Below are 20,193 nucleotides of genomic sequence, written 5' to 3'. Positions count from 1 at the left end.
AAAATATGGAAAAAAATGTGACAGCTATACGAATTTGTATAGCTGTTTTTTGCTTTCTTATACATTTTTCGAGAAAAATGTATGTTGAATTGGTATGATAGTAGGTAGATAGAGGAGGTGCCAGATGGAGAAACAACTTCGAAAATTTACTGAGCTTATCGGTTTTCGCTATTTTATTATCATCATTCTCATTTTAACAGGATGCCTACAATTTGGCTTGATGTATGGCAATGTTAAAGGAGTTACATATGATTTCAAACCTTTACAGCTAGCGCCTGAAACCGTACGATCTACTAAAACAATAGAAGATACCTACAAGACACAACAAGAGCGGGAAAAAGCCGCAAATGCAGTAGGCCCGGTCTATCAATTTTCGGAGGATGTCGCCAAGCAGCGAGCAGCGATTGTCACATCGTTATTTGATTATGTACTAGAGGTAAAAAAGGATGTGGCCAATAGCAAGGAACCAATTGCAATTGCCGATCAAGTAGGGCAGCTTCGCAAAAAATTTGAATCGCTCGATGAAGATCAAATGCCACTCATCTTTACGGATTCACAGCTAGAAGGACTATTAGTGCAAAGCGATGAGGATTTAAATAGAACAAGTATCCAATTATCCAAAACAGTAGAGGAATACTTACAAAAATCCATTCGACCTGAAAATGTCTTTGTCGCTCAAAATGACTTTGAGACGAAGATTAGAGGACAAAGAGGGTATCCCGATAAAATATTCAATACGGTTGTTTTAATTGGTCGTACAAGTATCATTGAAAATGAAACCGTTAACGAAGAGCAAACAAAAATAAGAAGAGAGCAAGCGAAGGAAAGCGTTGAGCCTACAAGAATTTTACAAGGTCAGATTATTGTGCAGGAAGGCCAGATTATTGATAAAGAGGCATTTCGACAATTAGAGCTTTTAGGGATGATTAGTAATCAAGCTTCCTTAAAACCGATTGCAGGACTCATAATTTTAACACTGCTCCAAATGGTGTTTATGTATATTTTATTCGAGCGCTGGGAGGCTAACGAACGGAAAAAACGTAATGCATTGTTGGTAACAGTGATTGTTTATAGTTTGTCCATCGTGCTAATGAAATTCATTAGTTTAGTTTCTGGCGGGTTTGATGTGACCATTGCCTTTCTTTTCCCAACAGCATTGGCTACAATGCTTGTGCGCCTGTTGGCAGATGATAAAGCCGCAGTGCTTGTTACAGTCATGACTGCTGCTTCAGCTGGCGTTATTTTTCAAGAAGGCTATTCATCCGTTATGCAAATGGAAATTACGCTTTATATCATTTTTGGAGGGTTTGCAAGTTTATTCTTTTTACGTAGTGTTGAAAAGCGCTCACATATTTTACAGGCAGTTGCGGTTATCTCCCTTGTGAATATGGCGTTTATCGCCTTTTATTTATTAATGACACAATCATCCTATGGTTTACCAGAATTAGTGTTTTACTTTGTTGCAGCCATGTTATCTGCATTGCTTTCTGGAGCGTTGACAATGGGGCTCTTACCATTCTTTGAGTCAGCATTTAGTTTATTATCGTCATTACGTTTAATTGAGCTATCGAATCCGAATCATCCATTACTAAAAAAATTACTAATGGAAGCACCAGGAACATATCATCATAGTGTAATGGTCGCAAACTTAGCTGAAGCTGCCTGCGAAGAAATAGGAGCAGATGGTTTACTAGCACGTGTAGGGTGTTACTATCATGATATCGGAAAAACGAAGAGACCCGCTTTTTTCATTGAAAATCAGATGTCAGGTATTAATCCGCACGATTCATTGCCTCCTGAAACAAGTGCAGAAATTATCATTGCCCATACAACTGACGGTGCTGACATGTTAAGACGCTATAAAATGCCTCAGGAAATTATTGATATTGCGCTGCAGCATCATGGGACAAGTCTGTTAAAGTTTTTCTTGTTTAAAGCGAAAGAACAAGGGAAATCCATTGAAGAAGCTACTTTCAGATATCCTGGTCCTAAACCGCAAACAAAGGAAGCGGCCGTAATAAGTGTGGCAGATAGTGTAGAGGCAGCAGTGCGTTCAATGAAAGAGCCAAATTCTGAGAAAATTCATAAGCTAGTAAGAGCTATCATTGACGATCGAGTACAAGATAACCAGTTTGATGAATGCGATATTTCAATAAAAGAGTTAAAATGTATAGAGAGAGTACTTTGCGAAACATTGAACGGAATTTTCCATTCACGTATTGAGTATCCTAAGGCAGATAAGTAGGAGGATCTATGATTTTAACAATTGATTTTACTGATGAAACAAATGAAGTTGCAGCACAGCATACAGAGCTTGTAGAAAAGCTTTTGCAACATGCAGCGAGTGTAGAAAGCATTGAACCAGAAACAGAGGTTTCTGTAACGTTTGTCACAAATGACACGATTCAAGATATAAACCGCGAGTATCGTGGGAAAGATCAACCAACCGATGTCATTTCCTTTGCATTGGAGGAACTAGGTGAAGGTGAAATGGCAGTAACTTTTGAAGGAATGCCCCGTGTACTAGGCGATATTATTATTTCTACAGATCGTGCAAAAGAGCAGGCCGAGGAATACAATCACTCCTTTGAAAGAGAGTTAGGTTTTTTAGCGGTCCATGGCTTCTTACATTTACTCGGTTATGACCATATGGAGCCTGAAGAGGAAAAAGTAATGTTTACAAAACAAGATGAAATATTACAAACTTTTGGTTTAGGACGAGATTAAATGAATTTGCGTAAATACTTGCGATCATTTGGCTATGCGTTTGAAGGCATTATAACTGCAAGTACAGAACAAAATTTTAAATCACATATTGTGAGTGCAGTCATTGTCATACTGGCTGGTTATTTTACAGGTTTGTCTCGAACGGAATGGTATATTGTGCTACTATTAATAGCACTTATGTTTGCATTGGAAATGATCAATACAGCTATTGAGAGGGTTGTGGATTTGGCTTCGCCGAACTTCCATCCACTCGCCAAGCAGGCAAAAGATATCGCAGCAGGTGCTGTGCTTGTATTTGCGCTATTCAGTGCTATAATCGGATTACTTATCTTCCTACCCAAATGGTTGTAATCGAAGTGAGTATCTGATATGAAAAAAGAACTGTATTATACTAACGTGAGGGAGAAATATGATAGATGACAATTGATATGCATGCATTACTAGAGGAATCTAAAAAAGCGCGTGAAAAAGCATATGTTCCATACTCAAAATTTAAAGTAGGAGCAGCTCTTTTAACGAAGGCCGGAGAAGTTATTCACGGTTGTAATATTGAAAATGCAGGCTATAGTATGACGAATTGTGCTGAACGTACAGCATTTTTTAAGGCTGTGTCAGAAGGTACTTATGAATTCGAGGCTATTGCCATTGTTGCAGATACAGAAGGCCCATGCGCACCTTGTGGAGCATGTCGTCAGGTGATGATGGAATTTTGCGCACCGACGATGCCTGTTTATTTAACGAATTTAAAAGGTGATGTTACGGTAACGTCAGTGGGCGAATTATTACCGTTTGCATTTACAACGGAGGATTTAGAGAATGCTGGAAACTAGAAGTGGCTATAAGTCAGGCTTTATCTCTATTATTGGTCGCCCGAATGTTGGCAAATCGACATTTTTGAATCGTGTCATTGGCCAGAAAATTGCGATCATGAGTGATAAACCACAAACAACACGAAATAAAGTACAAGGTGTACTGACAACAACTGATAGCCAAATGATTTTTATTGATACACCAGGTATCCATAAGCCCAAACATAAACTTGGCGATTTTATGTTGAAAGTTGCCAAAAATACATTGCGTGAAGTGGACGTGATTATGTTCATGGTTAATGCTGAGCAGAAGCTTGGCAAAGGCGATGAATTTATTCTTGAAATGTTGGCGGGAAATTCGACGCCGGTATTCCTTGTTATTAATAAAATCGATCAGATTCATCCAGATGAATTACTTGGAATTATAGAGAGCTATAAGGAACGCTATGAATTTGCTGAAATTATTCCTATTTCAGCGTTACAAGGCAATAACGTAGAAAGCTTATTGGACACATTGCCGAAGTATTTACCAGAGGGGCCTCAATATTACCCTGCAGATCAAGTGACGGACCATCCAGAGCGTTTCATCATTTCTGAGCTTATTCGTGAAAAAGTGTTACATTTAACACGCGAAGAAATTCCACATTCTATTGCGGTTGTTATTGATAAAATCCGTCGAGATGAGGAGAACAATGATAAAATTCATGTAGCAGCCACGATAATGGTTGAACGTGATTCACAAAAAGGTATTGTCATTGGTAAGCGTGGAGCCCTATTAAAAGAAGTAGGGACACGTGCACGAAAGGATATCGAAATGCTTTTAGGTTCTAAAGTCTATTTAGAACTATGGGTCAAGGTCCAAAAAGATTGGCGTAATAAATCAACACATTTACGTGATTTCGGCTTCCGAGATGATGAGTATTAACAGGCTTTGCTGACATAGGTAGGGAAACACCGTCAAAAAATAAGCTTATGGCATTGGCGGTGTGAATACCCTCCCAAATGGTGAGAGATTTCTCTATACCTAGACAAAATTGATAGTTTTTACTTTGAGCTGTCCAAAACATTTTGGAGAGCTCTATTTTCATGGACAGTTTACGGGAAAGGAGGGGGACTATGCTTCATAAATGGGAAGGAATTGTGTTAAAAGTACGCGCTTATGGTGAGTCCAATAAAATCGTTACGTTGCTCACACGAGAGGCAGGAAAGGTAGCTACTATGGCGAGAGGTGCTAAAAAGCCTTCTAGTAGATTAGCTTCGGTCACACAACCATTTACATATGGCATGTTTATGGTACAACACCATACTGGTATGGGCACATTACAGCAAGGGGAGCATTTGAATTCAATGCGCCATATTCGAGAGGATATTATGGCTACTGCCTATGCTAGCTATATTATGGAACTTGTGGAGCGAGTCGTAGAAGAAGGAAAACCAGAGCCTTTCGCCTTTGATGTTCTGCTGCAAGCACTACAAGCGATAGAGGATGGCTATGACCCTGAATCCATCACACTCTTTGCAGAATGGAAGATGCTACCCTATACAGGAGTCCAACCTATATTACATGCCTGTGCTGCATGCGGTGCTGTAGATGGGGAATTTGCTTTTTCCTTTGCACAAGGAGGTTTTTTATGTCATCGCTGTTATCAGCATGATCCCTATATTATTCGTTTAACGCCAATGCAGCTTAAGCTTATCCGTATGTTTTATACCGTTCCCATCGATCAAATTGGGAAAATAGAATTAAAAAAGGAAACGAAATATTTTATCAAAAAAATTATAACAACTATCTATGAGGAACAAACCGGAATTCGTTTTAAAACGAGAAAATTCATCGAGCAACTGGAAAGAACCCCTGAATTACAAATACGCCCTACAAACGAAGAAATGCCAGAGGAACCTTAACATTCCTCTGGCATTTTATGTGATTTAAAATTCTCCATCTGACATTAGGTTATATAGTAATGCCCATTGACCTGCGAATTTTTTAGTTTCAATATAAAGGTACTCCGTTTCTCCATTTTTACCTGTTAAATGGAGAACAGCTGAGCCTTCCGCTTTAGGTGTAATAAGAAGTTGTCCTTTAACAATTGTAGCTTTTACAGAGGCGGGTTCAAAACCTAAATCCTCTAGAGCCACACTAGCTGGTTCAAAAGACAATGCTTGTGTCGTCAAAGTTAATTCATCTGTAAAATGGTACAAATCAATATAGCGAACTAAATCAAGCGAGTATACATCAGCAGCCATCTTTTGTTGATGCTCACCATCTGAAAAGGTAACAATGAACTCTCCATTTTGCAAAATAGACAAAGTTTGATCAGTTGTATTGAAATTATATAAATTAGAAGCAAGTGCCTGCCCATTCGCATTTTGCACAGTGACCTGTGTTGGGACAAATGATAGTTTGCTCTCAGATAAATCCAGTGGTAAATTTTCTGTATAATCCCCTTCTTGTACTTGTTCAAGAGTTACCTTCAATTTGCCATTTACATTTTTAACATGTACTAAATAAAAGATATCTATAAAATCCTCTGAATCATCGGAAAATCCAGTTATCACTAATTTTCCTGTACCTTCTTTTAGAGGCTTCATCGTAATAGCTTCCGACATATCCTCATTTTCATCCCATGTGAAAATAGCCTCTGCAGGTTCGATACCACCATATACAGCCATGATATATTCTTGGTTAAATTGGCTAGCATAAACAGTTGCATTTCCAAGCATCTTTTCAGCACGAACTACAAAAGCGGCTAACTGGGAACGCTTCACATTGCTTTTTGGTCCGTAGGTTGTTGGTGATGTTCCTTTTGTTATGCCATTGTCAAACAAAGCTTGAATATAAGGCTCAAATTCAGTTCCCCTCTTTACATCCGTAAAGGGTAGCTTTGCGCTAGTTGAACTTGTCAGGCCAAAACCTTTTGCAATCATTTTTGACATTTGTTCACGTGTAATATTTTGATTTGGATAGAAATAGCCATTTGCACCATTAATAATACCCGCATTTGCCAAGGCCGCAATGGCTCCGTAGTTTTCCGATCCCGGCTTAATATCCTTGAATTGAGGGTTTTTGACATGAATCGTATCTAGCTTCAATATACCTGCTAAAATTTTAGCCGCTTGTGTTCGTGTGATTGGATTAGCTGGCTTAAATGTACCATCCATATAGCCAGAAATAATGCCACGTCCGGCTAATTCCATAATAGCCTTTCCTTCTTCTGTTGCTGGATTGACATCAGGGAAAAATGTTGCTGCATGTGCTGTTGGTGTAATGACAATCGCACTTGTTGCAAGTGCTGATGCCATTGCTAGTTGAAATAAACGCTGAGACTTCAAAAGTATTCCTCCAAATGGTAATATAAAAAATTTTATAGTATGAATGTTGCGGACCTTCCTATGTATCAGTTCAGACTTCCGGACGAATGAATGTGAAAAGGGTGGTATAGTTTTAGCTTGTTAATTATTCAATATTTAACAGCTAAAACTAACTATAATACCTTATTTATACCAAAATTTTGGAGCGGCGAATAGAGGAAATTATATCCTTTGTATTATGTAATAGGTCATGAATCGTCAAAATCCTAAACCAACAGTTCCTATTAAGCTATGTTATAAATGAATAAAATTTCAATTTTTACAAAATAAAATTTTTACATAATTTTAGTTTTTTTTATTAAATAATAAATTTATATATTTATTTTGTGAGTCTAAATATCGTGTTATTCCATTTTATTCTTTATCTAAGAATATAATATTGTGAAAATAGTCATGTGTTTTTATGCGGTTTTCAATATATAAATAGTAGAAACTAATCATTCAAGTCCCATATACTAGTTGAAAAGGTATTTTAACCTATGATATTGTAATTGGTATAGATATTCTTATTTATATTTTTTTAAAATAACTTAGTCGTTTAATCCCCTGTCGAAATAAATGTACTTAATATAGATCTGACATGCCTATGAAATAGAAAACAAGCCTCTATCAGCAAAGCGTATTTTTATACGTTTATCAGAATAACGCAGTCCTATGGAAGAAGGAGGGAGTCACATAGTGCTTAGTACATTGCGTATGTGGCAGAAAATATGCTACGAAAAGTAACCTTAAGTATTCGTGAAGTTGAAGCGAATGATATTTTAGCGGAAGATATTTTTTCGGATTATCGTTTATTGGCTAAAAAGGATTTAGTGTTAACGGAGCGAATTATTGCTTTACTTAAACTTCGAAAAGTGGATGAATTATCTGTCTATCTACCATCGGATTCGATTCGAATTGTTCATGATTTAAGTGCTCAGCGAACGAGAGAATACGAAGATTTATTTTCACCACTAATGGAGGAAAAAGACCCAATCGATGACTATAAAGAAACTGTCCATCAACTTTTTATGACAACCCTAGAGAATGTTGTCCATGAATTGCGTTATGGTCAAATACTAAAAAGCATACAAGACACTGCTTATGTTCGCGGGGTTTTTGAAAAGATTTTAGAAGAGAAACATCGCTATGAGTTACTTATGCGTTTAAAGGAATGGGATGAATATTCTTTTGTCCATTCATTTGATGTATTTGTATTAGGAACCATTTTTGCTCGTTATTTAGGTTTGACAGATATCGAAACATTAGCAAGAGGTTATTTGTTCCATGATATTGGAAAGGTCTTTATCCCCCAAGAAATTTTAAATTTAAAACGAAAACTCTCAGAAGATGAGTTTGAAATTGTTAAAACACATACAACTAAGGGCTATGAGTTACTTTTAGAAAATAACGAGGAAGAAATCGCCTATTTAGCACGAGATCATCATGAACGCTTTGCTGGGAAAGGCTATCCTAATCAGCTCTGTGCAGATGATATGAGTGAAGGGGTACAGTTGCTACAAATCATTGATGTGTATTCAGCGATGACGTCTAAGCGAGTCTATCACGATGGTTATGGAGCAACGGATGCGCTAGCTGTTTTATACAAGGACCGACATTTGTATAACGAAAAATTTATGCATAAATTTGTAGAATGTTTAGGCATCTACCCTGTCAACTCCGTTGTAATGCTTTCAGATAATCGTAGTGCACAAGTCGAGCTTGTATATGATTTATTTCCTACCTTGCCCAAAGTGAAATTATTGGATGAGCAAAAATCCATGAACCTGCCCTTGAATTATAGTGTTAGAATCGCAAAAATGATTGATTATCGTGCAAATAGCTTTGAAGAGATTTTCAACCTATTCGTGGAACAATTAATCAGGTGTGACGAGCCTAATTTAAGAATGCATTTTAGTAAATTAATTGATCATTTACACCCGAAAGAAATTGTCCTAAAAATTTTCTTACCAGCTTTTCGCATATTACGTCTGTTAACAAGAGAAATACAAACGGATATGACGAAATATAGAAATTCTATTTCTATTTTAAAGAAACTATTAGAAGAGCAATTAAACGTTTTGTATATGGACTATCAGCATGAAAAAACGACCATTCTAGTTGTGGAAACAACCCTTCGTGAAAATTTCTTCATTAAGCTTGTGCAAAGTATTCTGTATATTGATAAAATTGTACCTTTCTTCATAAATCCAGGTGATGATCAACGTATTACTCAGCTAATGGGGCATTGTGATGTTAATGTTGCTTATTTTATTGAGGATGAACAAACTGTTGAAAAGCGAGTTCGTCCGATGCGAGAAGGAGCCTTTCTATATTATTCATTAGCGGATATAGAGGAATTACTTGTTAGCTTGATTGGTATGAGCGTGAAAAAGTTTTCGTTTGAGGAAAAAATGCAAGAGCGTTTATTTTCAACCTATAAAGCATAAGAAGAGGGAGTTGCCTACAATGGCGACCCCCTCCTTATTATTTAAAACGATTAGAATTGAAGATGTTTTCCAATATATGCTTTCACTTCTGAAATTGGCATACGTTCTTGTGTCATAGAATCGCGGTGACGTACTGTTACTTGACCATCTTCTTTTGAGTCAAAATCATATGTGATACAGAATGGTGTACCGATCTCATCTTGGCGACGGTAACGTTTACCGATTGATTGTGATTCATCAAAATCAACTGGGAAGGCTTTGCGAAGTTCAGCCCAAACGTCTGTAGCTTCATCAGATAATTTTTTAGAAAGAGGTAGGACAGCAGCTTTAAATGGTGCAATTGCTGGGTGGAAACGTAAAACAGTACGTTTATCGTCACCTTCCAACTCCTCTTCATCATATGCATCGCATAGGAATGCCAATGTCACACGGTCAGCCCCTAAAGATGGTTCGATACAATATGGAATATAACGGTCATTTGAAACAGGATCAATATAAGTGAAATCTTCACCTGAATGCTCCATATGTTGTTTCAAATCATAATCTGTACGGTCAGCGATACCCCACAGCTCTCCCCAACCGAATGGGAATTTAAATTCGATATCTGTTGTCGCGTTAGAGTAGTGAGACAGTTCATCATCCTCGTGGTCACGAAGACGCATAGAATCTTCTTTCATGCCTAGATTTAATAACCAATTTTTACAGAATTCTTTCCAATAAGAGTGCCATTCAAGATCTTCGCCTGGTTTGCAGAAGAATTCAAGTTCCATTTGTTCGAATTCACGTGTACGGAAAGTAAAATTACCTGGTGTGATTTCATTTCGGAAGGATTTACCAATTTGTGCAATACCAAATGGAGTGCGTTTACGCATAGAACGTTGAACATTTTTAAAGTTTACGAAAATGCCTTGTGCTGTTTCTGGACGTAAGAAAATTTCGTTTGTAGAAGACTCCGTTACACCTTGGAATGTTTTAAACATTAGGTTGAATTGACGAATATCTGTGAAATCCGCTTTTCCGCAATCAGGGCACACTACATCGTATTTAATCATTGTTTCTTTCATTTGATCGAATGTCATACCATCAACAATGATTTCATCGCCTTTTGCTAACGCTGCGTCTTCAATGATTTTATCTGCGCGATGACGTGCCTTACATGATTTACAGTCGATCATCGGGTCATTAAAGTTTCCAACGTGACCAGAAGCGACCCAAGCTTTTGGGTTCATTAGGATGGCAGCATCGATACCAACATTGTGCTCTGATTCCTGAACGAATTTTTGCCACCAAGCTTTTTTAATATTGTTTTTTAATTCAACACCAAGTGGACCATAATCCCAAGTGTTTGCTAGACCACCGTAGATTTCTGAGCCTGGAAAGACAAAGCCTCGGTGTTTTGCTAATGATACAATTGTTTCCATTGATTTGTTAGCCATAAAATAGCCTCCTTTAAAATTTTGTTAGCGGTAAAACGCTAAAGATATTCATTCAGTGTAGACTAAATGAAAATAGCACCCGTCTCCGGGCACAATGTATGCCCAGGGACGAGTGCTAATACCCGCGGTTCCACCCTGATTGTTTTAAACAAAACGTTTAAAACCTCTTTTCAAAAAGTTAGCTCAGGGAGTGCCTTTTCTCTGTTACTATGTAGACTTTCACCATCTTCTACTCGCTCTTGAATGGAACAGATACTTTTTTCCCATCATCGCCTGTATAACGCAATTTGCTCGAATATAAAGATAGAGCAAGCGTATGTGTCAACATTGTAGCATGTAGTTCTTTGATTCGCAATCATTATTAAAAACCAGTATTTTTACTATCATGGTCGAAGATGTTGGTTTTTAACCGACTAGGACAGCAGCCTTCATAGCAAAAATCAAATAAAAAAAATGAAAGGAATTAGCCTTAATCTAAAATCCTGTACACATATCAGCTATAATTCACCACAGATTACTGCTATTTTATACAGACTGTTGTATAATTGAACTATTGCTTTAATCATACAAAGCATTATTATAACACCTTTTATATAGAATTAGTGTAATACTTTGCATACCTATCATTCTATAGTATATAATAATTGAGCATAAGTATAACACTATTAGATTTGAGGCGGTGAGTCCAATCGAACTCAATAAACGTCAGGAAAACATTTTACAAATTGTGAAAGAAAACGGTCCTATCACTGGGGAACATATTGCAGAACGTCTCAATCTGACTAGAGCGACTTTAAGACCAGATTTAGCGATCCTTACGATGGCGGGATTTTTAGATGCAAGACCACGAGTTGGTTATTTCTATTCAGGGAAAAAGGCATCCGTTACATTGATGGATAGTATTCACAATTTAAAAGTAAAGGATTTTCATTCAGGCCCTGTAGTTGTCCCAGAAACAATGACGGTTTATGATGCAATTTGCTTTATGTTTTCAGAAGATGTTGGTACACTCTTTGTCGTAGATAAGAATGAGTTTTTGACAGGCGTACTATCTCGCAAAGATTTACTGCGTACAAGTATTGGCACGCAGGATTTAAATAAAATTCCTGTACATATAATTATGACACGTATGCCTAATATTTCGTACTGTGAAAGATCAGATTCTTTGGTTGTTGCCGCGAACAAGCTCATTGAACGAGAAGTTGATTCGCTACCAGTAGTCGAACCACAAGAGGGTGGTTTGACGATTATAGGCCGTCTTACAAAAACAACGATTACACGAGCTTTCTTATCTCTTGCGCAAAATGACTAAATTTGAAGGAGAGCTGCATGAAAAGACTACGCGTATTTGTTGTATCTGACTCTGTTGGTGAAACTGGCGACCAAGTTGCGAAGGCAGTGATTAGCCAGTTTCGGCCCGGTCTAGAGAATACTGTTATCCGACGATTTCCACATATTCAATCGGAGGAGCTTATTCGTAAGATTGTTTTCCTTGCAGCACAACAACAAGCATTTATTGTTTACACACTTGTTCGTCAAGAAATGCGAAAGCTATTACGTGATTTATGTGAACAGGAAAAGATACATGCTGTCGATATAATAGGTCCTGCATTACAATCAATGGCAACCTTTATGGAAGAAAATCCATTGGAGACACCTGGGATTGTTCATATGCTTGACGATGATTATTTTAAAAAAATTGAAGCAATAGAATTTGCAGTTAAATACGATGATGGTCGAGATCCCCGTGGATTATTACAGGCCGATATCGTGTTGGTAGGCGTATCCCGAACATCTAAAACGCCCCTCTCACAATATTTAGCACATAAAAAATATAAGGTGGCGAATGTCCCTTTAGTTCCTGAAGTAGAACCACCCGAAGAGCTATTACAGTTGGACCCTAAAAAATGTTTCGGATTAATCATTTCTCCTGAGAAGTTAAATTCTATAAGGAAAGAAAGATTAATGTCTCTTGGATTAAATGATGATGCCATCTATGCACAACATAATCGTATTTTAGAAGAGATTCAACATTTTGAAAAAATTGTCGGCAAGATAGGCTGTCGAGTAATTGATGTGACTAATAAAGCTGTGGAAGAGACTGCCAATACCATCATTGAACATATTTTGACTTGTAAATAAATTGTACGAAAATAAACCACCTCGGTTCATAGAGGCGGTTTTTTTGAGTGGATTTTGAAATTAGTATAGATAAAAACTAATTTTTGTTTTATAATAATAAAATTGTGGTAAAAATATTTATAAGAGAAAAATCCTAATTTTTTGTCGAGAAATAAAGGAATTTTAAAACGAATAGCGAATTGTGTTTCTAGAACGTAATTATTAAAGATGGTGATGGATTTGGCAGGGAAGATTCCAGAGGAAGTAATTGAACAGATTCGTACACAATCGGATATCGTTGATGTTATTAGTGAATACATGCAGCTGACCAAGCGTGGGCGAAATTGGTTTGGCCTCTGTCCATTCCATGGAGAACAAACACCGTCTTTTTCTGTATCATCGGACAAGCAAATTTTTCATTGCTTTGGTTGTGGTGCAGGGGGTAATGCCATTACTTTTGTAATGGACATTGAAGGCATATCTTTTCCTGATGCAGTTGTGAAACTTGGAGAACGAGCTGGCATACATTTAGATGTTGAGCCAACTTTTCCTGGAGGAACAAAAAAGATTTCTAAAGCGGAAGAAAGGATGAAAGAAGCACACGCTTTTACAGCAGATTTTTTCCATCATCTACTGTTAAATACAGAGGATGGCGAAGAACCTTTAAATTATTTGCTAGAAAGAGGATTTACAAGGGAGCTTATAGAATCTAATAACATTGGTTGGTCTCTCCCCAGCTTTGACGCATTAACAATATTGCTTGAAAGAAAAGGTTATAACTTACAAGAAATGGCGGAAAGTGGGTTAATTATTAAGCGAGAGGGAGAAGAACGTTATTTTGATCGTTTTAGAGGAAGGATCATGTTCCCGATTCGAGATGAGAATGGTAAAATTATTGCCTTCTCAGGACGAATACTTTCATCAACGGGTGAGGAAGCGAAATATTTAAATAGCCCAGAATCACCAATATTTCAAAAAAGTGAAGTGCTCTATAACCTAGATAAAGCACGAACTTCTATCAGAAAAAATCGTCAAGTAGTATTGATGGAAGGTTTTATGGATGTATTAGCAGCTAACTCTGTAGGTGTTATGAATGCCGTAGCAACAATGGGTACTTCCCTAACAAATCAGCATATCACAAAGCTAAAGCGCTTAGTTGAGCAAGTTACGATTTGCTATGATGGTGATAATGCTGGATTTGATGCAGCGAAAAGAGCGGCACAGCTTTTGCATACGGAGCGCATGAAAGTAGATATTGCTGTGTTACCAGAAAAGTTGGACCCTGATGAATATATTCGCACGTTAGGCGGACAAGCATTTAAGGAACAAATTTTGGAAAACCCTCATGCGTATATTGCTTTTATGATGATGCATGCTAGACGAAATAAGAACTTTCAATTTGAAAATGATACGCTTCAATATATACAAGAAGTCCTTGAACAGCTCACAGGTAGATCTTCGCCAGTTGAACGAGATTTGTATATACGACAGCTATCAAATGAAACAAATATCTCGGAAGAAGCCATTTATGCCCAATTCCGAAAGCTGGAGGCTAATCAGGTACGTTCTGCAAAACCAGAAATGCCGACACAAATGCCTTCAATGCCAGTCACGCAACAACAAAAGCCTATGGATGCAGCTGAACGTGCCGAACGTTTATTACTGGCCCATATGCTTCATAATATAGATGTAGTGGACAGGGTATTACGGAGTGAGCAAAAAGAGCCATTTGTACGAGATGCTTATATGGCTGTTTTTGTTCGCTTAGTAGGATTTTATGAGGAATATGGTCATCCTGATTATCAACGCTTTATGGAGATTTTGGATGACGCTGAATTACGGAAGATTGTTATGGAAGCGGCTTTAGTCGAGCGAGATCCTGATCAAGCAGAGGCAGAGGTTGTGGACTCAATCCGTCAGCTTCAAAAATATAGAATTGAGCAAGAAATTTATCAAAAGATGCATGAGTCAAAGGAAGCGGAGAAGATGCATGAGTATGCACGTGCACTTGAAATCGCCCAACAGATTATTCATTTAAGAAAATCGTTATCGGCGATTTAACCCGATTCGGTTGTTTAGAAGGAGGAAGGTTTATGGCGGACAAGTCAGAACGTTCAAAAGAGATAGAAGTAGAAATTACATTAGATGATGCAAAAAAATTCCTACAAGAAAAGGCAAAAACAGAGGGTGAAATTTCTATGAAAGAAATTTCAGAGAAACTAACACCTTATGAATTGGAAAACGAAGAAATTTTCCATTTTGCTGAGGATCTTGAAAAGCATAAAGACATTCAAATTATTGGAAAAGAAGAATTTGAAGAAGAAAGTCTAATGAAAGAAGAAGCAAACGAAGAGACTTTCGACTTAAATGATTTGAGTGTACCACCGGGTGTTAAAATCAATGACCCTGTACGGATGTATTTAAAAGAAATCGGTCGAGTTGATTTACTATCTGCAGAGCAAGAAATCAAACTTGCTGAGCGTATTGAACAAGGTGATGAAGAAGCACGTAAACGTCTTGCAGAAGCAAACTTACGTCTGGTAGTATCTATCGCTAAACGTTATGTAGGTCGTGGAATGCTATTCCTTGATTTAATTCAAGAAGGGAATATGGGGCTGATTAAGGCCGTTGAAAAATTTGATTACCGCAAAGGTTTTAAATTCTCTACTTACGCTACATGGTGGATTCGTCAGGCTATTACGCGTGCGATTGCAGACCAAGCACGTACCATTCGTATTCCGGTTCATATGGTCGAAACCATTAATAAATTAATCCGTGTACAACGTCAACTTTTACAAGATCTTGGCCGTGAACCTTCGCCAGAAGAAATTGGTGAAGAAATGGATCTAACACCAGAAAAAGTACGCGAAATTTTAAAAATTGCTCAAGAACCAGTATCTCTTGAAACACCGATAGGAGAAGAAGATGATTCTCATTTAGGAGACTTTATTGAGGATTCTGAAGCACAATCTCCATCTGACCATGCAGCATATGAATTGTTAAAAGAACAGCTAGAAGATGTCCTAGATACTTTAACAGACCGTGAAGAAAACGTACTTCGTTTACGTTTTGGTTTAGATGATGGTCGTACACGAACTTTAGAAGAGGTAGGTAAGGTTTTTGGCGTAACACGTGAACGTATTCGTCAAATTGAAGCGAAAGCTTTAAGAAAATTACGCCACCCTTCTCGTAGTAAACGTCTAAAAGACTTCTTAGAATAATTTAAATAGATGGAGCTATCCAACTAGTGTAAAAATACCTAGTTGGATAGCTCCTTTTTTATACCATTGAAAAGGTAATTAGCCTCGATATTCCGCAAACTTGTTTTCGCTAATAATAGATAATTAGAATGAAGGAAATGAGAGATTTGCTACTTTATACAGATGTATTTCCCAAAAGTGTGAGATAAAATTGTAATACAACCATTATTAAGCAATGTTTGGAGCTAACATTATGACGAATCCCCGGAAAAAAATTATTCTCAATGAAATTCTGTTTTGGAAGCAAAATAAACTATTACCAGAGCACTATTGTGACTTCTTAGCAGCTCTTTATACAGAGGGGGCTGATATAGAGGAGTTAGAACCTGTGCAAGATCCTAAACAAGCGATTTTACCATCTGAAAAAAGAAAAATGATACTTCTGATAGCAAGTCTATGTATCGCCATAATAGCTGTTTTGGCAATCTATTTTACAATAAAATCATTCACATTGATTTTAACCGTTGTCATAGGTATTAGTGCATGTATATTATTTATCGTTGCGTTTCAAATGGCGCAAAAGAAACATCTACTAGCTCCTATATATCATTTACTTGCCGCTATCCTATTATTTAGTATGTCTATACGTTTGTGTACTACATATTTTAGTGGAGATAATATCGTTTTATTTTGCTTGATTGCCGCCAACTGTCTTATTTGGCTTTGGTCAGGTATTAAAATGAAGCTCCTTTATTTCACGGTCTCCGGTGTTTTAGGATTACTAGCACTGATTGGCTACTATATCATAAATTTATAGTAATTTTTTGCACTTATAAATGATTGACATTTGCACACTACTTCCATGGTGTGCAGATTTTTTTATTTTTTTAGTATATGAATGTATGCAACGGGTATGATAACAGTATGAAAAAAAAGCTATGAAATTGACCAAAATTTGGTGTTTGCAAGACATATTTTATCCAATAGATACAGAAATGTCGAATTTGTTACAAACAAAGGAAAACTTAGCGAATAGGGCTTTTCGTTTCTTTGTTAATGAAGTACAATATTAGATGTTGACTGATTCTATATTATAATAGAAGTAGACTTAAAATGAGGAGGGGAAACTTATGAAAAACAATCCAGTCGTTCCTTACATCTTAATTCTGGCATTTGGTATTGGTCTTATTTTCTTCATGTCTTTACAAGGTGCAGATAACAAGAAAGAAATTGCTGCTGAACAAGAGGGCGGTGGCGAAACTACTGAAACTACAGACGCAAATGCTGACGGTGCAGCACTAGTACAATCTTGTATCGGTTGTCACGGTGGTGATTTAACTGGTAGTATGGGTCCAAACCTACATGGCTTAGATGAAGCCCGTATCGTTGAGGTTTTAACAAAGGGTATCGAAGGTACTCCGATGCAACCAAACATGAAAACTGAAGCAGAAGCAAAAGCTATTGCTGAATACATTTCTACTTTAGAATAGTATGACTGACAAGTAGCTGTACTGAAATAGTACAGCTACTTTTTAAATGCAAAAAATCATGAAATGGGGTTGTCCACATGAGTATTGTGAGACAACTCCATTTGTTTTTTTTCACGACATCCTCCATACTAGTAATGGACTCTATTTAAGGTAGGCGGTATAAAATGAACGCACAAAAACTTTCGAAACGATTAGAAACTGTAGCAAAATTTGTTCCCACAGGAGCGGTAGTAGCGGATATAGGTAGTGACCATGCCTATCTACCCTGCTATTTAATTCATCAAGGAGTAGCTTCTTCAGCGATAGCTGGGGAGGTAGTAGCTGGGCCCTATGAATCCGCAGTGGGACAAGTACAAAAAGAAGGATTACACCATGAAATTACGGTACGTCTCGCAGATGGATTAGCCGCAATAGAATTAACTGACCATGTGGATACAGTAACGATTGCAGGAATGGGCGGTCCCTTAATTGTCTCTATTTTAGAGAAGCATCCTGAAAAGCTGCAAGGTGTTACACGTCTTATTTTACAACCGAATATTCATGCCAAGGTGATCCGTGAATGGGCTTTAGCACATAATTGGGCTATTCTCGATGAAGAGATTTTAGAGGAAGATGATAAAATCTATGAAATTCTTGTGTTGCAAAGGGCACAAATGGAGCTTTCGACAGCAGAGATTTTATTTGGTCCAAAACTAAGCACACGTAAAGCACCAGCGTTTGTAAAAAAATGGACGCGTGAAAAAGAAAATTGGCAACGTGTATTACTATCCATAAAAGATGCAGAACAAACACCTGAAATTGAAGAAAAACGTGCAGAGTTATTGGCTCTTATTCAATTAGTAGAAGGAGTTTTGTAAATGAAGACGGTAAACGGTCAAGAAATTATTCAAGTGTTCGAATCATGGTCACCTAAAAAACTGGCTTGCATGGAGAATGATCCTATTGGTTTAGCGATTGGTACACTCAATAAACCTGTTAGCAAAGTATTAGTCACTTTAGATGTCAATGAAGCTGTTGCGAATGAGGCCATTGAAAAAGGATGTGAGCTAATCATTGCTCATCATCCTCCTATTTTTAGACGTCTCGCAAATATTCGTACAGACCATCCAGCAGGGCGATTATATGAAAAGCTTATAAAACATGATATCGCTGTTTATGCGGCGCATACAAATTTAGATGTAGCTGAAGGTGGAGTCAATGATTTACTTGCAGATGCCCTTCAGCTACAGGACCGTACGATACTAGAAGAAACTTACTCAGAACATCTTTTAAAGCTTGCTGTTTTTATCCCGTCTGCAAATGCTGAGGATTTACGCGAGACGCTAGCAAAAGCTGGAGCAGGGCGCATTGGAGAATATGAAGCATGTAGTTATACAACTGCCGGAGAAGGACGTTTCCGGGCGTTAGCAGGTGCAAATCCATTCGTTGGCACTATTGGTGAATTACATGTTGAAGAGGAAGTTAAGGTAGAAGTCGTATTTCCTGAATCCATCAAAAACCGAGTTTTAAAGGCCATGCTTATTAGCCATCCTTATGAAGAGCCAGCCTATGATGTAATTCGACTTGATCAGCAAACGAATAGTATGGGATTAGGGCGTGTAGGTTACTTATCTAAGGAAATGACCTTACATCAATTCGCAGAGTACGTGAAGCAGCAGCTACAGGTTCCAGCGGTTCGTGTCGTAGGTGATTTACAGTCAAAGATTAAGAAGATTGCACTGGTTGGTGGAGATGGTAATAAATATATTTATGCAGCAAAACGTGCAGGGGCAGATGTTTTTTTAACGGGAGATATGTACTTCCATACAGCACAGGATGCCCAAGCAATAGATCTGCAAATTGTCGATCCAGGTCATCATGTCGAAAAAGTGATGATTGCAGGAGTAGCGGAAAAAATGACGAAGCTATGTGCGGATAAAAAATATGAGGTTGAATTTGTACAATCAACAATCAATACAGAACCATTTTTATTTGTGTAAGCGAGGGGAATAGATGTGACTAATGAAAGACCTGCTGGCAATAAGGCTGGTAAACTGTGGATTATAATCGGTTTATTTATCGCTGTTTTTGGTATAGGCATGACGATTATGACGAATATGATGAATGAAAAGAAAATGGATGCCATGACCGAACAATGTGAAGATGATGGCGGTCAAGCCATTATATCAAAAGAAAAAAACTTCCTTTCCACGAGTTATTCATTTGAATGTAAACAATAATAAAAGGTTGAACATTACTAGGGACTGAACCTCATAAGTAAGACAGTCTCAAAAAAGCATCACTCAACCAGTTTCCGATCATTAATTGGAGACTGGTTGTTTAATTTCAATTGAATTTGAGTATTGTTATAATCTCTTACGGTTTGAACTACAATGCGTTGTAGTTCGAGTTAATCTGTCGAGATAAAACGTTTCTGCTTTGAGTGTCGCATCAAACGATTCAATGGGGGGATTATCAGCGGGCGTTCCTTTACAGGACATGCTTATGGTAATGCCCTTTGCTTGGATTGCTTGTTGGTACGCTGCTGAAGTATAAACCGACCCCTGATAGCTGTGTAAAGATAACCTTGCTAACCCGAAGGGGGTCAGTTCACTAGGTAGTGTTCAGCC

18 protein-coding genes and 1 pseudogene are annotated in these 20,193 nt (G+C 37.6%); 16 read left to right on the top strand and 3 right to left on the bottom strand.

The window, feature by feature from the left end; translation table 11 throughout:
* Positions 1-124 precede the first annotated feature (124 nt).
* From AC3CH7_RS11410 to recO, 6 genes are all read left to right on the top strand, one after another.
* Entirely contained in the window at positions 125-2,245 is a 2,121-nt protein-coding gene (locus AC3CH7_RS11410; protein WP_012295253.1) for an HD family phosphohydrolase, read from the top strand.
* Positions 2,246-2,253: 8 nt separating this feature from the next.
* Positions 2,254-2,727, top strand: coding sequence for an rRNA maturation RNase YbeY (gene ybeY, locus AC3CH7_RS11405; protein ID WP_012295252.1), 474 nt, complete (start codon positions 2,254-2,256; stop codon positions 2,725-2,727).
* Positions 2,728-3,078 carry a diacylglycerol kinase family protein gene (locus AC3CH7_RS11400; RefSeq protein WP_012295251.1) on the top strand — a complete coding sequence of 117 codons (351 nt, stop codon included), beginning with the start codon at positions 2,728-2,730 and terminating at the stop codon, positions 3,076-3,078.
* Between the two features lie 65 nt (positions 3,079-3,143).
* Positions 3,144-3,557: a cytidine deaminase gene (locus AC3CH7_RS11395; protein WP_008179431.1), complete on the top strand. Its 414-nt coding sequence runs from the start codon at positions 3,144-3,146 to the stop codon at positions 3,555-3,557.
* Positions 3,544-4,461 carry a GTPase Era gene (gene era / locus AC3CH7_RS11390; protein WP_036162160.1) on the top strand — a complete coding sequence of 306 codons (918 nt, stop codon included), beginning with the start codon at positions 3,544-3,546 and terminating at the stop codon, positions 4,459-4,461. The genes AC3CH7_RS11395 and era overlap by 14 nt, the downstream gene beginning before the upstream one ends.
* Before the next feature lie 191 nt (positions 4,462-4,652).
* Positions 4,653-5,441: a DNA repair protein RecO gene (recO, locus tag AC3CH7_RS11385; RefSeq protein WP_031417027.1), complete on the top strand. Its 789-nt coding sequence runs from the start codon at positions 4,653-4,655 to the stop codon at positions 5,439-5,441.
* A 24-nt stretch (positions 5,442-5,465) separates the two neighbouring features.
* Here the strand turns inward: recO and AC3CH7_RS11380 are convergent, their stop codons facing one another.
* Entirely contained in the window at positions 5,466-6,869 is a 1,404-nt protein-coding gene (locus AC3CH7_RS11380) for an S-layer homology domain-containing protein (RefSeq protein ID WP_036162156.1), read from the bottom strand.
* 749 nt (positions 6,870-7,618) lie between these two features.
* Between AC3CH7_RS11380 and AC3CH7_RS11375 the strand changes: the two genes are divergently transcribed.
* Complete coding sequence (locus AC3CH7_RS11375; protein WP_031417025.1) at positions 7,619-9,337, top strand: HD-GYP domain-containing protein; 1,719 nt, start codon at positions 7,619-7,621, stop codon at positions 9,335-9,337.
* Positions 9,338-9,387: 50 nt separating this feature from the next.
* Here AC3CH7_RS11375 and AC3CH7_RS11370 read toward each other — a convergent pair whose 3' ends face one another.
* Positions 9,388-10,773 carry a glycine--tRNA ligase gene (locus tag AC3CH7_RS11370; RefSeq protein WP_488381750.1) on the bottom strand — a complete coding sequence of 462 codons (1,386 nt, stop codon included), beginning with the start codon at positions 10,771-10,773 and terminating at the stop codon, positions 9,388-9,390.
* 679 nt (positions 10,774-11,452) lie between these two features.
* Between AC3CH7_RS11370 and ccpN the strand changes: the two genes are divergently transcribed.
* The 9 genes from ccpN to AC3CH7_RS11325 all read left to right on the top strand — a co-directional run bounded on the left by ccpN (position 11,453) and on the right by AC3CH7_RS11325 (position 19,803).
* On the top strand, positions 11,453-12,085 hold the full coding sequence (gene ccpN / locus AC3CH7_RS11365; protein ID WP_008178461.1) for a transcriptional regulator CcpN: 633 nt from the start codon (positions 11,453-11,455) through the stop codon (positions 12,083-12,085).
* A 17-nt stretch (positions 12,086-12,102) separates the two neighbouring features.
* Positions 12,103-12,915 (top strand): pyruvate, water dikinase regulatory protein, encoded by an 813-nt coding sequence (locus AC3CH7_RS11360; RefSeq protein ID WP_008178459.1) that lies wholly within the window; start codon positions 12,103-12,105, stop codon positions 12,913-12,915.
* Between the two features lie 207 nt (positions 12,916-13,122).
* A complete protein-coding gene (gene dnaG, locus AC3CH7_RS11355; protein WP_012295243.1) occupies positions 13,123-14,955 on the top strand; it encodes a DNA primase in 1,833 nt (610 codons plus the stop codon).
* A 32-nt stretch (positions 14,956-14,987) separates the two neighbouring features.
* Entirely contained in the window at positions 14,988-16,115 is a 1,128-nt protein-coding gene (rpoD, locus tag AC3CH7_RS11350; protein WP_012295242.1) for an RNA polymerase sigma factor RpoD, read from the top strand.
* Positions 16,116-16,347: 232 nt separating this feature from the next.
* Positions 16,348-16,911 (top strand): hypothetical protein, encoded by a 564-nt coding sequence (locus AC3CH7_RS11345; RefSeq protein WP_036162150.1) that lies wholly within the window; start codon positions 16,348-16,350, stop codon positions 16,909-16,911.
* A 313-nt stretch (positions 16,912-17,224) separates the two neighbouring features.
* Positions 17,225-17,584 carry a cytochrome c550 gene (gene cccA, locus AC3CH7_RS11340; protein WP_012295240.1) on the top strand — a complete coding sequence of 120 codons (360 nt, stop codon included), beginning with the start codon at positions 17,225-17,227 and terminating at the stop codon, positions 17,582-17,584.
* Positions 17,585-17,748: 164 nt separating this feature from the next.
* Entirely contained in the window at positions 17,749-18,441 is a 693-nt protein-coding gene (locus AC3CH7_RS11335) for a tRNA (adenine(22)-N(1))-methyltransferase (protein ID WP_031417022.1), read from the top strand.
* A complete protein-coding gene (locus AC3CH7_RS11330) occupies positions 18,442-19,563 on the top strand; it encodes a Nif3-like dinuclear metal center hexameric protein (protein WP_036164220.1) in 1,122 nt (373 codons plus the stop codon). It begins immediately after the preceding gene.
* Positions 19,564-19,578: 15 nt separating this feature from the next.
* Positions 19,579-19,803, top strand: a complete 225-nt coding sequence (locus tag AC3CH7_RS11325) for a hypothetical protein (RefSeq protein WP_012295236.1) — start codon at positions 19,579-19,581, stop codon at positions 19,801-19,803.
* A gap of 59 nt (positions 19,804-19,862) precedes the next feature.
* Here the strand turns inward: AC3CH7_RS11325 and AC3CH7_RS11320 are convergent.
* Positions 19,863-20,142, bottom strand: a pseudogene (locus AC3CH7_RS11320) (IS3 family transposase); the annotation flags it as partial.
* Between the last annotated feature and the right edge of the window lie 51 nt (positions 20,143-20,193).

This window comes from Lysinibacillus sp. F12 (assembly GCF_057773605.1).
Note: the sequence above shows the minus strand (reverse complement) of the source record. Positions and strands in the feature narration are given on the sequence as shown.

Bases quoted from the DNA above. Each gene is read 5' to 3' on its own strand.
- rpoD (WP_012295242.1), top strand. From the start codon at position 14,988: ATGGCGGACAAGTCAGAACGTTCAAAAGAGATAGAAGTAGAAATTACA.
- AC3CH7_RS11335 (WP_031417022.1), top strand. From the start codon at position 17,749: ATGAACGCACAAAAACTTTCGAAACGATTAGAAACTGTAGCAAAATTT.
- dnaG (WP_012295243.1), top strand. From the start codon at position 13,123: ATGGTGATGGATTTGGCAGGGAAGATTCCAGAGGAAGTAATTGAACAG.
- AC3CH7_RS11410 (WP_012295253.1), top strand. From the start codon at position 125: ATGGAGAAACAACTTCGAAAATTTACTGAGCTTATCGGTTTTCGCTAT.
- AC3CH7_RS11360 (WP_008178459.1), top strand. From the start codon at position 12,103: ATGAAAAGACTACGCGTATTTGTTGTATCTGACTCTGTTGGTGAAACT.
- AC3CH7_RS11330 (WP_036164220.1), top strand. From the start codon at position 18,442: ATGAAGACGGTAAACGGTCAAGAAATTATTCAAGTGTTCGAATCATGG.
- cccA (WP_012295240.1), top strand. From the start codon at position 17,225: ATGAAAAACAATCCAGTCGTTCCTTACATCTTAATTCTGGCATTTGGT.
- AC3CH7_RS11400 (WP_012295251.1), top strand. From the start codon at position 2,728: ATGAATTTGCGTAAATACTTGCGATCATTTGGCTATGCGTTTGAAGGC.
- AC3CH7_RS11395 (WP_008179431.1), top strand. From the start codon at position 3,144: ATGACAATTGATATGCATGCATTACTAGAGGAATCTAAAAAAGCGCGT.
- AC3CH7_RS11370 (WP_488381750.1), bottom strand. From the start codon at position 10,773: ATGGCTAACAAATCAATGGAAACAATTGTATCATTAGCAAAACACCGA.
- recO (WP_031417027.1), top strand. From the start codon at position 4,653: ATGCTTCATAAATGGGAAGGAATTGTGTTAAAAGTACGCGCTTATGGT.
- era (WP_036162160.1), top strand. From the start codon at position 3,544: ATGCTGGAAACTAGAAGTGGCTATAAGTCAGGCTTTATCTCTATTATT.
- AC3CH7_RS11345 (WP_036162150.1), top strand. From the start codon at position 16,348: ATGACGAATCCCCGGAAAAAAATTATTCTCAATGAAATTCTGTTTTGG.
- ybeY (WP_012295252.1), top strand. From the start codon at position 2,254: ATGATTTTAACAATTGATTTTACTGATGAAACAAATGAAGTTGCAGCA.
- AC3CH7_RS11375 (WP_031417025.1), top strand. From the start codon at position 7,619: ATGCTACGAAAAGTAACCTTAAGTATTCGTGAAGTTGAAGCGAATGAT.